This window comes from Streptomyces sp. R-07, assembly GCF_049913175.1.
Lineage (GTDB): Bacteria > Actinomycetota > Actinomycetes > Streptomycetales > Streptomycetaceae > Streptomyces.
Genome location: NZ_CP183978.1, coordinates 1,898,518 through 1,914,556 on the forward strand (window position 1 = coordinate 1,898,518; position 16,039 = coordinate 1,914,556).

The window sequence follows — 16,039 nt, forward strand, 5'->3', positions numbered from 1 at the left end:
AGGCCCGCTCCCCCGAAGGGGAACGGGCCTCGATTCGCTAGCGGCTAGCGCTCAGCGGAGAGCCTGTTCAGCTCTGGCCGCCGGCGAGCTTCTCGCGGAGGGCGGCGAGCGCCTCGTCCGACGCCAGGGCGCCGGAGGTGTCGTCCGACTCCGAGGAGTACGAACCACCCGAGATGCCCGCACCGGCGTTGCCGGCGGCCGGGGCGGCAGCGCCCTCGGCAGCGGCGGCCTCGTCGGCCTCGCGGGACTTGATGACCTGAGCCTGGTGCTGCTCGAAGCGAGCCTGCGCCTCGGCGTACTGGGTCTCCCAGGCCTCGCGCTGGGTCTCGAAGCCCTCGAGCCAGTCGTTGGTCTCGGGGTCGAAGCCCTCGGGGTAGATGTAGTTGCCCTGGTCGTCGTAGGACGCGGCCATGCCGTACAGGGTCGGGTCGAACTCGACCGAGGCCGGGTCGGCACCGAAGGACTCGTTGGCCTGCTTCAGCGAGAGGCTGATGCGACGACGCTCGAGGTCGATGTCGATGACCTTGACGAAGATCTCGTCGTTGACCTGGACGACCTGCTCCGGGATCTCCACGTGGCGCTCGGCCAGCTCGGAGATGTGGACCAGACCCTCGATGCCCTCGTCCACGCGGACGAACGCACCGAACGGAACCAGCTTGGTGACCTTGCCGGGGACGACCTGGCCGATCTGGTGCGTACGGGCGAACTGCTGCCACGGGTCCTCCTGCGTCGCCTTCAGCGACAGGGAGACACGCTCGCGGTCCATGTCCACGTCGAGAACCTCGACGGTGACCTCCTGGCCGACCTCGACAACCTCGGACGGGTGGTCGATGTGCTTCCAGGACAGCTCGGAGACGTGCACGAGGCCGTCGACGCCACCCAGGTCCACGAAGGCACCGAAGTTGACGATCGAGGACACGACGCCGGAGCGGACCTGACCCTTCTGGAGGGTCGTGAGGAAGGTCTGGCGAACCTCGGACTGGGTCTGCTCGAGCCAGGCGCGGCGGGACAGGACCACGTTGTTGCGGTTCTTGTCCAGCTCGATGATCTTCGCCTCGAGCTCCTTGCCCACGTAGGGCTGGAGGTCGCGGACGCGACGCATCTCGACGAGGGAGGCCGGCAGGAAGCCACGGAGGCCGATGTCGAGGATGAGACCACCCTTGACGACCTCGATGACGGTACCGGTGACGATGCCGTCCTCTTCCTTGATCTTCTCGATGGTGCCCCAGGCGCGCTCGTACTGGGCACGCTTCTTCGAGAGGATCAGGCGGCCTTCCTTGTCCTCCTTCTGGAGAACCAGGGCCTCGATCTCGTCGCCGACCTTGACGACCTCGTTCGGGTCGACGTCGTGCTTGATCGAGAGCTCGCGGCTCGGGATGACACCTTCGGTCTTGTAACCGATGTCGAGCAGGACCTCGTCCCGGTCGACCTTCACGATGACGCCGTCGACGATGTCGCCGTCGTTGAAGTACTTGATCGTCTCGTCGATCGCGGCGAGGAAGGCTTCCTCGTTACCGATGTCGTTGACCGCAACCTGCGGGGTGGTGCTGGTGGCGGTGGTCTCGGTGCTGCTCGTCATGTGGGAAAGGGCTCCGGTTACGGACAGAAAGTCGTAGGTACTGCTACGCCGAGAGCCCGTATCGCACCAAGAAGCCGGACAGCCAATGAAGCACCCTTCCGCGAACGGCAGGGAACCTCGAAAACCGAGGGGACATACAACAGGTACGAGCGCGGCCTGCTCCGTCTGAGGCGCGCAGGCCCGCAGCGCAACCTTTAGCATACGGGGGCGGCCGGACAGGGTCAATGCGCGAAGCGCGCACCCGGGGTAGATCTACTCAATTCCGGCACTACTCATGCCTCTTGCGCCCTCGCGGCGGGGGTCCGCCGCACGTCGGCACTGAGCGCAAACTACATCGGCGGGCGAGATGAACCAAGAGTACGGACACGAAGACGCGGTCGACGGGGAGGACGACGGGGCCGAGGCGACCCGGCGTGACGCGGGGGACGCGGAGAGCAGCCGGGCCAGCCGCGGCTGGTGGGACCGGAACGCCGACGAGTACCAGAGCGATCACGGGTCCTTCCTGGGCGACGACCGGTTCGTGTGGGGTCCCGAGGGACTCGACGAGGCCGAGGCCGGACTTCTCGGTCCCGCGGCCTCGCTGAAGGGCCTCGACGTCCTGGAGATCGGCGCGGGCGCGGCGCAGTGCTCGCGGTGGCTGGCGGCGCAGGGGGCGCGGCCGGTGGCCCTCGACCTCTCGCACCGGCAGCTCCAGCACGCGCTGCGGATCGGCGGGGAGGTGCCGCTGGTGGAGGCGGACGCCGGGGCGCTGCCCTTCCGGGACGGCTCCTTCGACCTGGCGTGCTCGGCGTACGGCGCGGTGCCGTTCGTCGCCGACCCGGTGCGGGTCTTCCGTGAGGTGCGCCGGGTGCTGCGGCCGGGGGGTCGCTGGGTGTTCTCGGTGACGCATCCGATCCGCTGGGCGTTCCCGGACGAGCCCGGACCGGAGGGCCTGTCGGTCGCCGCCTCGTACTTCGACCGCACGCCGTACGTGGAGCAGGACGATCAGGGGCGGGCCGTGTACGTGGAGCACCACCGGACCATCGGGGACCGGGTGCGGGACGTGGTGGCCGGCGGCTTCCGGCTCGTGGACCTCGTCGAGCCGGAGTGGCCCGCCTGGAACAGCCAGGAGTGGGGCGGCTGGTCCCCGCTGCGGGGGAACCTCATCCCGGGGACGGCGGTCTTCGTCTGTGAGCGGGACGGCTAGCCCTCGCGTAATCAGTCGCATGACGCGTAATTAGTCGTATGAATGGAGGGCCCTGTGGACAACGGGGCCCTCCTTTTCCGTGGCGCGTACGAGACTGAGTGCGTGATCCGAAACGACGCACTCGACCGTCTTCCCGTCCGCCATGCCGTCCCCGAGCTGCTCGCCGCGCTCGCGGAGCGCGGCGCGGCGGTGCTGTCCGCTCCTCCCGGCACCGGCAAGACGACGCTGGTACCGCTGGCGCTCGCGGGACTCATAGGGGACGGACCGGCGCGCCGGGTGCTCGTGGCCGAGCCGCGGAGGATGGCGGTGCGGGCGGCGGCCCGGCGGATGGCCTGGCTGCTCGGCGAGGAGGTCGGCGGCACGGTCGGCTTCTCGGTGCGCGGCGAGCGGCGGGGCGGCCCCGCGACCCGGGTCGAGGTGGTGACCACGGGCATCCTGCTCCAGCGGCTCCAGCGCGACCCCGAGCTGGCGGGCGTGGACGTGGTGCTGCTCGACGAGTGCCACGAGCGGCATCTCGACGCCGACACGGCCATGGCCTTCCTGGTGGACGTCCGGGCGACGCTGCGGCCGGAGCTGAAGCTGATCGCGGCCTCCGCGACGAGCGACGCCGAGGCCTGGGCGCAGCTCCTCACGGTCCTGGACGGCAGCGGGCCGGCCCCGGTCGTGTGGAGCAAGGGCGAGGGGCACGGGTACGCGGTGAGGTTCGCCGCGCCGCCGGCCGGGATCCGGCCCGCGCACGGTACCTGGGTGGATCCGGCGCTGCTGCGTCACGTGGCGTCGACGGTCCGGCTCGCGCTGGAGCTGCACGAGGGCGACGTCCTCTGTTTCCTGCCGGGCACGGGGGAGATCGCGCGGACGGCGGGGCTGCTCGACGGGGTCGACGCGGAGGTGCTCCAGCTGCACGGGCGGGCGCCCGCGGCGGTGCAGGACGCGGTGCTGCGAGGTGCCGGGCCGGGCGGTCGGCGGCGGGTGGTGCTCTCGACGTCGGTGGCGGAGTCGAGCCTGACGGTCCCGGGGGTGCGGATCGTCGTGGACTCGGGGCTCGCGCGGGAGCCGCGGACGGATCACGCCCGCGGTCTCGGGTCACTCGCGACGGTGCCGGTGTCGACCGCGGCGGCGACCCAGCGGGCCGGCCGGTCGGGGCGTGAGGACTTCGGGGTGGTGTACCGCTGCTGGGCCGAGGCGGAGGACGGCAGCCGGGCGCGGTTCCCCTCGCCCGAGATCAGGATCGCCGACCTGGCGGACTTCGCCCTGCGGGCCGCCTGCTGGGGCGACCCGACGGCGGAGGGGCTCGCGCTGCTCGACGCGCCGCCGGTCGGGGCGATGGCGGCGGCCCGTGCGGTCCTCGGGTCGATCGGGGCCGTCGACGGGGCCGGCCGGGCCACGGAGCGGGGGGTGCGGATGTCCCGGCTCGGGCTGCATCCCCGGCTGGGGCGTGCGCTGCTCGACGGTGCGCCCGAGGTGGGGGTCCGGCGGGCGGCGGAGGTGGTGGCGCTGATCGTCGAGGAGCCGCCGCGCGACTACGGGGACGATCTGGCGGCGGCCTGGCGTGCGGCCCGGCAGGGCTCCGACGGGTACGGCGCGCGGTGGCGGGCGGAGGCGCGCCGCCTGGAGCGGGCGGCCGGGGAGGCGGTGGGCGGGGGCGCCGCCGCGGGGAGCGAGGGCGACGACGCCGTGGCCGGTCTGGTGACGGCGCTGGCGTTCCCGGACCGGGTGGCCAGGGCCCGGGAGCAGGGTGGCTATCTGATGGTGTCGGGGAGCGGGGCGCGGCTCGCCGAGGGCTCCCGGCTGGGGGCCGGCCCGTGGCTCGCGGTGGCGGTGGCGGACCGCACGGCGCGGGACGCCACGGCGCGGGTGCGGCTCGCGGCGGTGGTGGACGAGGCGATGGCGTGCCGGGCGGCCGGGCATCTGCGGAGTACCGGCGAGGAGGTCCACTGGGAGGACGGGGACGTGGTCGCGCGGTCGGTGGACCGGCTGGGCGCGGTCGAGCTGACGGTCCGCCCCCTGGGTGCCGCGGCCGAGCCCGCCCTCGTGCGGGAGGCGCTGCTCGAAGGCCTGCGGCGCGAGGGGCTCGGGCTGCTGCGGTGGCGCCGGGAGGCCGGGGAGCTGCGCGAGCGGCTCGCCTTCCTCCACCGGGAGCTGGGAGAGCCCTGGCCGGACGTGTCGGACGGGGCGCTGGTCGACCGGGCCGGGGAGTGGCTGGAGCCGGAGCTGTCCCGGGCGTCGCGCCGGGCCGATCTGGGGCGGATCGACGCCGGGGAGGCGCTGCGGCGGCTGCTGCCGTGGGCCTCGGGCGAGGCGGTCCGGCTGGACGAGCTGGCGCCGGAGCGGATCGAGGTTCCGAGCGGTTCGCGGATACGGGTCGAGTACGGGGGTGAGCGGCCGGTGCTCGCGGTGAAGCTCCAGGAGATGTTCGGTCTGGCCGAGACGCCCCGGGTGGCGGGGGTCCCGGTGCTCGTCCATCTCCTCTCCCCCGCCGGCCGGCCGGCGGCGGTCACGGCCGACCTGGCGTCGTTCTGGCGGGACGGCTACCGCGCGGTGCGGGCGGAGCTGCGCGGGAGGTACCCGAAGCACCCGTGGCCCGAGGATCCGTCCGCGGCGGTGCCCACCCGGCACACCAGTGCGCGGCTCAGAGGGGAGCGCTGACGAGGGCCGGGGCGGGGGCGGCGGGCGGCTCCGGTTCGGGGCGGCGCGAGCGGGCCTCCAGCCAGAGGGCGAGGGCGAGGAGTGCCAGGGCGAGGACGGTGAGGCTCCACGGGATGTAGGAGACGAGCATGAGGACCATGAGGCGGTTGGAGGAGACCAGCTCGCCGACGCTCTCGAGGTAGTCCTCGCGCATCTTCACGTGCCCCGCGAAGACGGTGAGGGTGTCCTGCCCCATCAGCGCCTTGGCGTTGCGGAGCTCCTCCTTGTGGATCTCCTCGCCGTTGACGGGGGCTCCGGTGACCGGCTCGATCCAGAACATGCGCTTGGTCGTGTACCAGCGGGTGAGGCCCGAGTCGGCGAGGATCTTGGGGGTGATGCCCTTGACCGGCATGGCCTTGGGCATGGGGACCTTGGTCCAGGGGATGGTCTGCTCGAAGTAGTAGACCTCCATGCCGCGGAAGGTGCGGGTGCCCTTGTAGTGGATGGGGGCCGCGGTGCGGGTCTGGGCGTCGAAGTACTGGTAGTCGCGCTTCTCGGTCAGGAAGGGGAACTTGAACTCGATGCCCTCGCGCCGGACCGGGTCGCCGTCGACCGATTCGCCGGTGGCGTGGACGGGGTCCTGGGTGTGGGCGTCGAAGACGTACCGCTCCGGGACCTTGGAGACCATCTTGCCGTCGGGCCCCGTGACGTAGGCGAGGGCGTCCCAGACGACGACGTCGCGCCCGGCGTCGCGTTCGATGCGCCGCGACTCCTCCACGTTCCCCTTGAGGGTCTGGATGATCGTGATCTTGTCGACCTTCTCCGCCTTGAGCGTGGAGTAGTTGAGGAGGGTCGCGGGCCGCGCCTCCAGGACGGTCTCCTGGTACTGGTTCGCCGGGATCTTCGCGAGGCGGGGGAAGGCGTACCAGCGCAGGGTCGGGGCCATCGCGGCGCAGAAGACGGCGAGGGCGAGCAGGACGAGGCTGGCTCGGCGGCGCACGGTCGTCCCCTTACTTCTTGGCGCCGGGATCGGCGGTCAGCAGGGGCTTGGGCGAGGTGGGGCCGTCGGGCGGCAGATCGACCACGGAGAGGAGCAGGACGAAGAGGAGGACTGGGGCGAGTCCGATGGCGGCGGCGACGAGGGCGCGCATGGTCGGCCTCCCGGGATGCGATCTGATAGGTCGTCAGGGCGGGGGCACCGTAGCAACGCGGCCGCGAGATGAGAACACGTTGCACCCGGGTAACGCGAAGCGCCGTCCTCCCGTCCGGAGAGGACGGGAGGACGGCGCGGAGGAACGCGGCGCGTGGGCGCGGTCGGTCAGGCCGAAGGGGAGGAGCTGGGCGAGGGGGTGGCCTCGGGCGATCCGCTGTCGGAGGGCGTCGGCTCCGGAGTCGGCTCCGGGGTCGACGTCGCCGGCGCGGTGACCGTCAGGTCGATGAAGGTGGTGCCACCGCCCGGTGCGGTCAGCTGGAGGTAGAACGTGCCCGCCGTGTCACCGGCGAGGAGGGCGCCCGACTCGAAGGTGAGCAGTCCGTCCGTACCGGTCCTCAGGGTGACGGTACGGACCGTGGTGCCGTCCGCGCTCTTGAAGGACGGGCCCCCGGTGCTCTCCTTGGGGTCCGTCTTCGAGGTGACGATCACCGCGGCGACGGCCACGCCCGGGGCGAGGGAGCCGTTGTCGGTGGCCTTCACCTGGATCTGCTGGGCGAAGGAGGTACCGGTGGTGGCGGACAGGGGGTCGCCGGCCACCCGGGTGAGGGTGTCCGCCTGACGCTCCGTGACGGTCGCGGCGAAGTCGGCCGCGTCCAGGGTCCGGCCCACGACGGTGGCCCGCACCGTGAAGGATCCCGTCTTCTCGCCGGCCCGGAGGGCGGGAGAGGAGGCGAGACCGGTCGAACCGGTGGTGACGGTGGCGGTCGTCCCGCCGCCGGCGAAACGGGTGTCGGTGGAGCCGGTGATCTCGAAGCGGATGCTCACACCGGCGACGGGCTTGCCCGAGACGTCGAGCGCCGCGACCCGGGGGGCGCCCGTGAAGGCGCTGCCGGTGGTCGTTGTCAGCTTCTCGTTGGCCACGATCGCGAGCCGTGCGACCTTGGCGGCCGCCGGGACGGTGGGCGGCTTCACCGGCGCGGTGGCCGGGGGCTTGCTCGGAACGGTCGGCGGCTTGGCCGTCCCGGTGCCGGTCTCCGACGGCTTCGGCGTCTTGGTGCCCTGCGTCGGCGGCGGAGTCGTGGGGACGGTCGGGGGCGGCGTCGTGGGACGGTGGCGGTCGCCCCTGCCGCCGTCGCTGCGGTCGACCGGCAGCGCGCCCGTGCCGTCCGGGATCTGGTGGGTGCCGCGCTGGTAGTACGTGACCCAGGACATGACCAGGTTCAGGTACTCCGTCGAGCGGTTGTAGCTGAGGATCGCCCGGTCGAGGTCGGCCTTGAGCGCGAGGTTGCGGTCGTTCGCGCAGAGGTAGAGGCCGGCGGCCTGCGCCGCGTCGTAGATGTTGTTCGGGTCCTTCTTCCCGTCGCTGTTGGCGTCCTGGCCCCACATGGCCCAGGTGGACGGGATGAACTGCATCGGGCCGACGGCCCGGTCGTGCGTCTTGTCGCCGTCGAAGGCGCCGTCGTCGGTGTCGGTGATGTTCGCGAAGCCGGCACCGTTGAGGACCGGGCCGAGGATCGGCGAGAGGGTCGTGCCGTTGGCGTCGACCCTGCCGCCGTTCGCCTGACCGGACTCGACCTTGCCGATGCCCGCGAGCAGCTGCCACGGCAGGTTGCAAGCGGGGTCGGTCGAGCGTATCGACAGCTCGGCCCGCTTGTAGGCGGAGTAGACGGACGCGGGTATGCCGGCCTCGGCCGGGCCGGTGATCACCGGCAGATTGGTGCTCGCCCCGGGCTTGTTCGGCGTGTTGAGCGGCGGCAGCTCCGTGTAGTACGGGGAATCGCCCGTCGCGGAGCCGTCTCCGGACGGCGAAGCCGTGTCACCGGCGCCGATGGCGTGGTCGCCGCCGGCGTTGTCCGCGGCCGGCGGGATCATCTCCGGCGCCTGCGAGGCGGCGAGCGCGGCGACCGCCGCGGCCACCACCGCACCACTGGTGGCCCCCTTGCGCAGTCGGCGGCCGATGTGCGCTGCCATATCCGTCGTCCCCTCCCCATCGACGCGGTCCCACGCTCCCCGCGTGAGACCTCTGGCGACCCTATGCCAACTCCGGACCACCGGACACCGGCCCCTGACCGTGTTTCACGGTTTCGTCACCTCTTGGCCGCGTGCCGACAAGGTGGGTCCGGGAACCGACCGGAGCGTCCCTGCCCTCTTGCACTCCGGCCGGCCACGCACTCCGGCCGCCGTCACCACCGGACCCTGGGGGAACTCCCGTTGCCGTTCACGCTGAGCCACGCCGCCGCCGTGCTGCCCGCGCTGCGCCGGAACGGGACCGCGCGCGGACCGCTGGTCGCGTCCGCCCTCGTCGCCGGGTCCTTCTCACCCGACATGACCTACTTCGCCGCGACCGCGTTCCCCGGGGCGATGGTCCTCGGGGACGTCACCCACTCCCCCGTCGGGATCGTCACGGCCGACGTACTGATCACCGCCGCGCTCGTGGCCCTGTGGCTGACCGTGCGCGAACCGCTCGTCGCGCTGCTGCCCGCCCGGTGGCGCGGCCGGGTGTACGGGCTCGTCCGGGGCCGCCCGTGGCGGGACCGGCACCCGGCCGCGCTCGCCGGGTGGTTCTGCCTCTCTGCGATCCTCGGCGCCACGACCCACGTGGTGTGGGACTCCTTCACCCACCTCGACCGCTGGGGCACCCGCGCGATCCCGTTCCTCGGCGAGATCGTGGCCGGGTTCCCGGTCTATCTCTACGCGCAGTACGGGGGTTCGGCGCTGGCCCTCGGAATCCTCGGCTGGAGCGCGGTGCGGGCGCTGCGCTCCTCCGACCCGGAGGTGGAGCTGCCCGACCGGGTCCCGGTCCCGGGCCGGCGCGGGCGGCTCCTCGCCGCCGGGCTGCTCGGCGGCTGCGTCCTCGCCGGTGTCGCCCACCGGGTGCTGCGCTGGGCCGCGTACTGGGGCTGGGACCGGATCGAGACGCCCCTCGACGTCATTCCGACGGCCTGCTTCGGCGCCGGCGCGGGGCTCGCCGTCGGGCTCGTGCTGTACGGGACGGGGGCACGGCTCCTCGGACCGCCGCGGGCCCGGACGACCCCGGCCACGGCTCTTCCCCAGGACCGTCCGGACCCCACTCCTCTGCCGGAGCGCTCCCGTCAGGGATCTCACTGATCTTCTCCGGCGGGGTGAAGTCGCGGGCCGCCGCGCCGCCGGAGAGTCTGCGGTGCACGACGAGGGCGATGCTCTCCAGAGTGCGGACGCCGTACCTCATGGTGGGGTTGTCGTGGCTCAGGAGGGCGATCCGGTAGTCGACGGCGGGGCTGCCCGTGCTCGCGTTCGTGCCCGTACTCGTACTCCTACCCGGGCGGGTACCCGTGCCGGTGTCCGTACCCGGGTTCGTGCCCGTGCCCGCGCCTGTACCTGTGCCCGTGCCTGTCGCGTGTGGCGCCGGGCGTGCGATGCCGATGCTGTGGACGCGCCAGGCGTGGGTCGCGCGGGGCAGCCAGCCGTTCTTGAGGTGGACCTTGACCGTGCGGGGCGCGCCCGCGGTGACGCCCCAGGCCTGCTCGCGGACGACCTGCCCCATCAGCGAGAGGGCCTCGGTGCGGCGGGAGACCGCGGCGAGGAGGGCGAGTTGGTCGCGTGCGGTGGTGCGGGTGAGACCCCAGTAGCGGTCGTGGCCGAGGACGGTGTCCTGGGCCCCGGCCTCCCGCAGCACCCTGTTCAGCCGGGCCCGGGACAGTCCGTCCCACAGATCGCTCGCGGCCGCGTTGTCGGAGCGGGTGATCATCGCCTTCAGCCGCCGCGCCTCCAGCCGGGTGGGCGCGCGGCCGAGCTCCTCCGCCCGCCCGAGGACGGCCTGCATGATCAGGACCTTGGCGATGCTGGCGGAGTCGTACGCGAGGGTGTCGGCCAGCCGGCAGCGCAGTCCGCGCCCCGGGTCGTGGACCGCGACGGAGACCGTGCCCTCGCGGCCCTTGAGCACCGACGCGATGTCCTGGGACAGGCGGGCGGCGAGGGTCGGCTCGCGGGTCGACGTGCAGAGTGCGGTTGCCCGGTGGGCCTCGGCGGGCGAGGGCCAGGCGGTGCCGGACGCGCCGAGGAGGGCGCCGAGGAGGGCGCAGGCGGGGAGGTGGGGGCGGCGGCGGATCATGCTCCCCAGTTTCGGGAGCCGTGCCGCCCGGCCGCCCCTTGACTGGTCCACCTGGCGCACCCCGCCGGGCCGGTCCCGCACTGCCGTTCCGGCCCCGTGCCTTGGCCCGCACCTGGGGTGCGGGTTCAGGCGCGGGAGCCAAAGCCCGGCAGAGGGCGCCGTCCGTTGTGTCCACCCGTTCCGCCCCTGCAGAACGTATGCCCACAACGGGTGGGCGCGGCTGGTGTCAGTGGGCTGCCGAGTCCCAGTTCGGGCCTACGCCTACCGAGACGTCCAGGGGCGCTCGGAGGTCGGCGGCGGCCGACATCTGCTCGCGGACCAGGGCCTCGACCTGCTCGCGCTCGCCGGGGGCGAGTTCGAGCACGATTTCGTCGTGGACCTGGAGGAGCATCCGCGAGGCGAGGCCGGCCTCCGTCAGTGCCCGGTCGACGTTCAGCATGGCGACCTTGACGATGTCGGCGGCCGTGCCCTGGATGGGGGCGTTGAGCGCCATCCGCTCGGCGGCCTCGCGGCGCTGCCGGTTGTCGCTGTTGAGGTCGGGGAGGTAGCGGCGGCGGCCCAGCATCGTCTCGGTGTACCCGGTGGCGCGGGCCTCGTCGACGACGCGGCGCAGGTAGTCCCGTACCCCGCCGAAGCGCTCGAAGTAGGTGTCCATCAGGCCGCGGGCCTCGCCCGGGTCGATGTTCAGCTGCTGCGAGAGGCCGAACGCCGACAGGCCGTAGGCCAGGCCGTACGACATGGCCTTGATCTTGCGGCGCATCTCCGCGTCAACGGCTGACCGCTCGACGCCGAAGACCTGGGAGGCGACGGTGGTGTGCAGGTCCTCGCCGGAGGTGAAGGCCTCGATGAGGCCCTCGTCCTCGGAGAGGTGGGCCATGACGCGCAGCTCGATCTGGCTGTAGTCGGCGGTCATGAGGGCCTCGAAGCCCTCGCCGACGACGAAGCCGTGCCGGATGGCCCGGCCCTCGTCCGTCCGCACCGGCACGTTCTGCAGGTTCGGGTCGGTGGAGGAGAGGCGGCCGGTCGCCGCGACCGTCTGGCTGAAGGTGGTGTGGATGCGGCCGTCCGCCGCGACCGTCTTGATGAGGCCCTCGACGGTGGAGCGCAGCCGGGCCTGCTCGCGGTGGCGGAGCATGATCACGGGCAGGTCGTGCTCGGTCTGGCCGGCCAGCCAGGCGAGCGCGTCGGCGTCCGTCGTGTACCCGGTCTTGGTCTTCTTGGTCTTCGGGAGGTTCAGCTCGCCGAAGAAGACCTCCTGGAGCTGCTTGGGCGAGCCGAGGTTGAACTCGTGGCCGACGGAGGCGTGGGCCTCCTTCACGGCCTGCTGGACGGCGCCGGCGAACTGCTGCTCCATGGCCTCCAGGTGGTCGCGGTCGGCGGCGATGCCGTGCCGCTCAAGGCGGGCGAGGAGGACGGAGGTGGGGAGCTCGACGTCGTGGAGGAGCTCGCGGGCGCCGACCTCGCCGAGCCGCTCGTCGAAGGCCCCGCCGAGGTCGAGGACGGCCCGCGCCTGGCTCATGAGGGCCTCGGCCTCGGCGGTGTCGTCGGCGCCGAAGGCGAGCTGGCCGTCGGCGGCGGCCGCCGGGGCGAGCTCGCGGCCGAGGTACTCGACGGTGAGGGCGTCGAGGGCGAAGGAGCGCCGGCCGGGCTTGACCAGGTAGGCGGCGAGGGCGGTGTCCATGGTGACGCCCGCGATGCTCCAGCCGTGCTCGGGGAAGACCCGCATGGCGCCCTTGGCGTTGTGCATGACCTTCGGGCGGTCGGGGTCGGAGATCCAGGCGGCCCAGGCCTGCTCGTCGGCCTCGTCGAGCGTGCTGGGGTCGAACCAGGCGGCGGCTCCCCCGGCGGCGGCGAGGGCGACCTCGCTGACGTTCCCGGTGCCGAGGGCCCAGCTGTCGACGGTGGCGATGCCGAGGGGCTCGGTGGCGTGCTCGGCGAGCCAGGGGGCGAGCTCGCCGGCGCCGAGGACGGTGAAGTCGAGCTCGACGCCCGCGGCGGGGGCGGGCGCGGCCTCCTCGGCGGCGCCCGGGTCGACGGCGAGGAGGCGCTCGCGCAGCGAGGGGTTGCGGATCTCCAGGGTGTCGAGGACGAGGGCGACGGCCGTGCGGTCGTACGGCTCGCGGGCGAGGTCCGTGACGGTCTTCGGCAGCTCGACGTCCGTGACCATCGCGGTCAGGCGGTGGTTGAGCTTGACCGACTCCAGGTGGTCGCGGAAGTTCTGGCCGGCCTTGCCCTTGACCTCCTCGGCGCGCGCGACGAGTTCGTCGAAGGAGCCGAACTGGTTGATCCACTTGGCGGCGGTCTTCTCGCCGACGCCGGGGATGCCGGGCAGGTTGTCCGACGGGTCGCCGCGCAGGGCCGCGAAGTCGGGGTACTGCGAGGGCGTGAGGCCGTACTTCTCCTGGACCTTCTCCGGGGTGAAGCGGGTGAGCTCGGAGACGCCCTTGGTCGGGTAGAGCACGGTGGTGTGGTCGGAGACCAGCTGGAAGGAGTCCCGGTCGCCGGTGACGATCAGGACCTCGAACCCGGCGGCCTCGGCCTGGGTGGCGAGGGTCGCGATGACGTCGTCGGCCTCGAAGCCGTCGACGGCGAACCGCGGCGCGTTCATCGCGTCGAGGAGTTCGCCGATCAGCTCGACCTGCCCCTTGAACTCATCGGGGGTCTTGGAGCGGTTCGCCTTGTACTCCGGGAACTCCTCGGACCGCCAGGTCTTGCGGGACACGTCGAAGGCGACCGCGAAGTGCGTGGGCGCCTCGTCGCGCAGCGTGTTCGCCAGCATCGAGGCGAACCCGTAGATCGCGTTCGTCGGCTGTCCGGTCGCGGTGGTGAAGTTCTCCGCGGGCAGCGCGTAGAACGCCCGGTACGCGAGCGAGTGCCCGTCCATGAGGAGCAGGCGGGGGCGGGTGTCTGCGGGGTTCTTCGATGCTGTCTCGGCCACACGACGATCCTGCCACGGCCCGCTGACAATCCCGTCCACAGCGGCCGGGGTGCCGGGCTGTCGGTGCCGCGTGACAGGATCGGAGACGTACGCCGCAGGTATACCGCTCAAGGGAGAGCGCGATGGTCAGCAAGCCGCCGGCCGGTGACCCGGTCCAGGACGCACCGCAGGTCACGCCGCCGCAGCACGCCGCAGCCGGCCTGCCCGCCATCGGGCACACGCTGCGGATCGCGCAGGAGCAGATGGGTCTGCGGCGCACCGCGCGGACCCTGCTCAAGGTCAATCAGAAGGACGGCTTCGACTGTCCCGGCTGCGCCTGGCCGGAGGGCGACAAGCGGCATGTGGCGGAGTTCTGCGAGAACGGCGCGAAGGCGGTCGCCGAGGAGGCGACGCTGCGGCGGGTGACCCCGGAGTTCTTCGCGGCGCACCCGGTGGCGGACCTGGCGACCCGCAGCGGGTACTGGCTGGGCCAGCAGGGCCGGATCACGCAGCCGATGCTCCTGCCTGAGGGCGGCGAGCGGTACGAGCCGGTGACCTGGGAGCGGGCGTTCGCGATCATCGCGGAGGAGCTGCGGGCCCTGGCCTCCCCCGACGAGGCGCTCTTCTACACCTCGGGGCGGACGAGCAACGAGGCGGCGTTCCTGCTGCAGCTCTTCGCGCGCGAGTTCGGCACGAACAACCTGCCGGACTGTTCCAACATGTGCCACGAGTCCTCGGGGTCGGCGCTGACGGAGACGATCGGCATCGGCAAGGGCAGTGTGTCCCTGGAGGACCTGCACCGCGCGGACCTGATCATCGTGGCCGGGCAGAACCCGGGGACGAACCATCCGCGCATGCTCTCGGCCCTGGAGAAGGCGAAGGAGTCCGGCGCGCGGATCATCTCGGTGAACCCGCTGCCGGAGGCGGGTCTGGAGCGGTTCAAGAACCCGCAGACCCCGCAGGGCATGCTCAAGGGCGCGGCGCTGACCGATCTCTTCCTCCAGATCCGGATCGGCGGCGACCAGGCCCTCTTCCGGCTCCTGAACAAGCTGGTCCTGGAGACGGCCGGGGCGGTCGACGAGGAGTTCGTACGCGAACACACCCACGGGTACGAGGAGTTCACGGCGGCGGCGAAGGCGGCCGACTGGGACGAGACGCTCGCCGCGACCGGCCTCGACCGCTCCGAGATCGAGCGGGCGCTGGAGATGGTGCTCGCCTCGGAGCGGACGATCGTCTGCTGGGCGATGGGCCTCACCCAGCACAAGCACTCCGTGCCGACCATCCGCGAGGTGGTCAACTTCCTGCTGCTGCGCGGGAACATCGGCCGTCCGGGCGCCGGCGTGTGCCCGGTGCGCGGCCATTCGAACGTGCAGGGCGACCGCACGATGGGCATCTTCGAGCGTCCCGCGCCCGCCTTCCTCGACGCCCTGGACAAGGAGTTCGGGATCGTCTCGCCGCGCCATCACGGTTTCGACGTGGTGCGCTCGATCCAGGCGCTGCGCGACGGCGAGGCGAAGGTGTTCTTCGCCATGGGCGGCAACTTCGTGGGGGCGACGCCCGACACGGACGTGACGGAGGCGGCGATGCGGAACGCGCGCCTGACCGTTCACGTCTCGACGAAGCTGAACCGCTCGCACGCGGTGACGGGCACGCGCGCGCTGATCCTGCCGACGCTCGGCCGCACCGACAAGGACGTGCAGGCGAGCGGCCGCCAGTTCGTGACGGTCGAGGACTCGATGAGTCTGGTGCACGCCTCCCGGGGCAACCTGCCGCCGGCGAGCCCGCACCTGCTGTCGGAGCCGGCGATCGTGGCGCGGCTGGCCCGTGCCGTGCTCGGCGACGGATCGGCCACGCCCTGGGAGGAGTTCGAGGCGGACTACGCCACGATCCGGGACCGCATCGCGCGCGTGGTGCCGGGGTTCGAGGACTTCAACGCCCGCCTCGCGGCGAACCCGGGCGGCTTCGGGCTGCCGCACGGCCCGCGCGACGAGCGCCGCTTCCCCACGAAGACCGGCAAGGCCAACTTCACGGCCGCCCCCGTCGAGTACCCGAGGGTGCCCGAGGGCCGGCTGCTGCTGCAGACGCTGCGCTCGCACGACCAGTACAACACCACGATCTACGGCCTGGACGACCGCTACCGGGGGATCAAGGGCGGCCGCCGGGTCGTGCTCGTGCACCCCGAGGACGCGGCGGCGTTCGGCCTCGCGGACGGGGCGTACACGGATCTGGTGAGCGAGTGGACGGACGGGACCGAGCGGCGGGCGCCCGGCTTCCGGGTGGTGCACTACCCGACGTCCCGGGGCTGCGCGGCGGCCTACTACCCGGAGACGAACGTCCTGGTCCCGCTGGAGTCGACGGCGGACGTCAGCAACACCCCCGCCAGCAAGTCCGTGATCGTGCGTCTGGAACAATCACAGTCCGCCTAAGCGTTTGCTCAGGCGCGATCAGCAGGCAGATCGCCGACAGATCAGCAGCCGTACGAAGACGAA

General features: G+C 72.4%; 9 protein-coding genes and 1 pseudogene. 4 read left to right on the plus strand and 6 right to left on the minus strand.

What is annotated here, in order from left to right; all coding sequences use genetic code 11:
• Positions 1-67: 67 nt before the first annotated feature.
• Complete coding sequence (gene rpsA / locus ACN9M0_RS08525; RefSeq protein ID WP_328945225.1) at positions 68-1,579, minus strand: 30S ribosomal protein S1; 1,512 nt, start codon at positions 1,577-1,579, stop codon at positions 68-70.
• Positions 1,580-1,925: 346 nt separating this feature from the next.
• On the opposite strand from rpsA, the gene ACN9M0_RS08530 reads away from it, so the two are divergent.
• Positions 1,926-2,765, plus strand: coding sequence for a class I SAM-dependent methyltransferase (locus ACN9M0_RS08530; protein ID WP_426403376.1), 840 nt, complete (start codon positions 1,926-1,928; stop codon positions 2,763-2,765).
• Between the two features lie 102 nt (positions 2,766-2,867).
• The gene (hrpB, locus tag ACN9M0_RS08535; protein ID WP_399696415.1) at positions 2,868-5,411 is read left to right on the plus strand and encodes an ATP-dependent helicase HrpB; all 2,544 of its coding nucleotides are present in this window, start codon (positions 2,868-2,870) and stop codon (positions 5,409-5,411) included.
• Here the strand turns inward: hrpB and ACN9M0_RS08540 are convergent.
• The 3 genes from ACN9M0_RS08540 to ACN9M0_RS08550 form a co-directional block, all read right to left on the minus strand.
• The gene (locus ACN9M0_RS08540) at positions 5,395-6,390 is read right to left on the minus strand and encodes a DUF3068 domain-containing protein (RefSeq protein WP_366037188.1); all 996 of its coding nucleotides are present in this window, start codon (positions 6,388-6,390) and stop codon (positions 5,395-5,397) included. The two genes, hrpB and ACN9M0_RS08540, sit on opposite strands and share 17 nt — an antisense overlap.
• Before the next feature lie 10 nt (positions 6,391-6,400).
• Entirely contained in the window at positions 6,401-6,541 is a 141-nt protein-coding gene (locus tag ACN9M0_RS08545) for an SPW_0924 family protein (protein WP_351180940.1), read from the minus strand.
• A gap of 167 nt (positions 6,542-6,708) precedes the next feature.
• Positions 6,709-8,514, minus strand: coding sequence for a lytic transglycosylase domain-containing protein (locus ACN9M0_RS08550; RefSeq protein WP_426403377.1), 1,806 nt, complete (start codon positions 8,512-8,514; stop codon positions 6,709-6,711).
• A gap of 240 nt (positions 8,515-8,754) precedes the next feature.
• On the opposite strand from ACN9M0_RS08550, the gene ACN9M0_RS08555 reads away from it, so the two are divergent.
• On the plus strand, positions 8,755-9,651 hold the full coding sequence (locus ACN9M0_RS08555; RefSeq protein WP_366037185.1) for a DUF4184 family protein: 897 nt from the start codon (positions 8,755-8,757) through the stop codon (positions 9,649-9,651).
• A 325-nt stretch (positions 9,652-9,976) separates the two neighbouring features.
• On the opposite strand, the pseudogene ACN9M0_RS08560 reads toward ACN9M0_RS08555, so the two are convergent.
• Positions 9,977-10,633: pseudogene (locus ACN9M0_RS08560) on the minus strand (serine hydrolase); the annotation flags it as partial.
• Between the two features lie 226 nt (positions 10,634-10,859).
• Entirely contained in the window at positions 10,860-13,571 is a 2,712-nt protein-coding gene (polA, locus tag ACN9M0_RS08565; RefSeq protein WP_426403378.1) for a DNA polymerase I, read from the minus strand.
• Positions 13,572-13,693: 122 nt separating this feature from the next.
• Here polA and ACN9M0_RS08570 point away from each other — a divergent pair, with 122 nt between their 5' ends.
• Entirely contained in the window at positions 13,694-15,976 is a 2,283-nt protein-coding gene (locus ACN9M0_RS08570) for an FdhF/YdeP family oxidoreductase (RefSeq protein ID WP_426403379.1), read from the plus strand.
• Positions 15,977-16,039 lie beyond the last annotated feature (63 nt).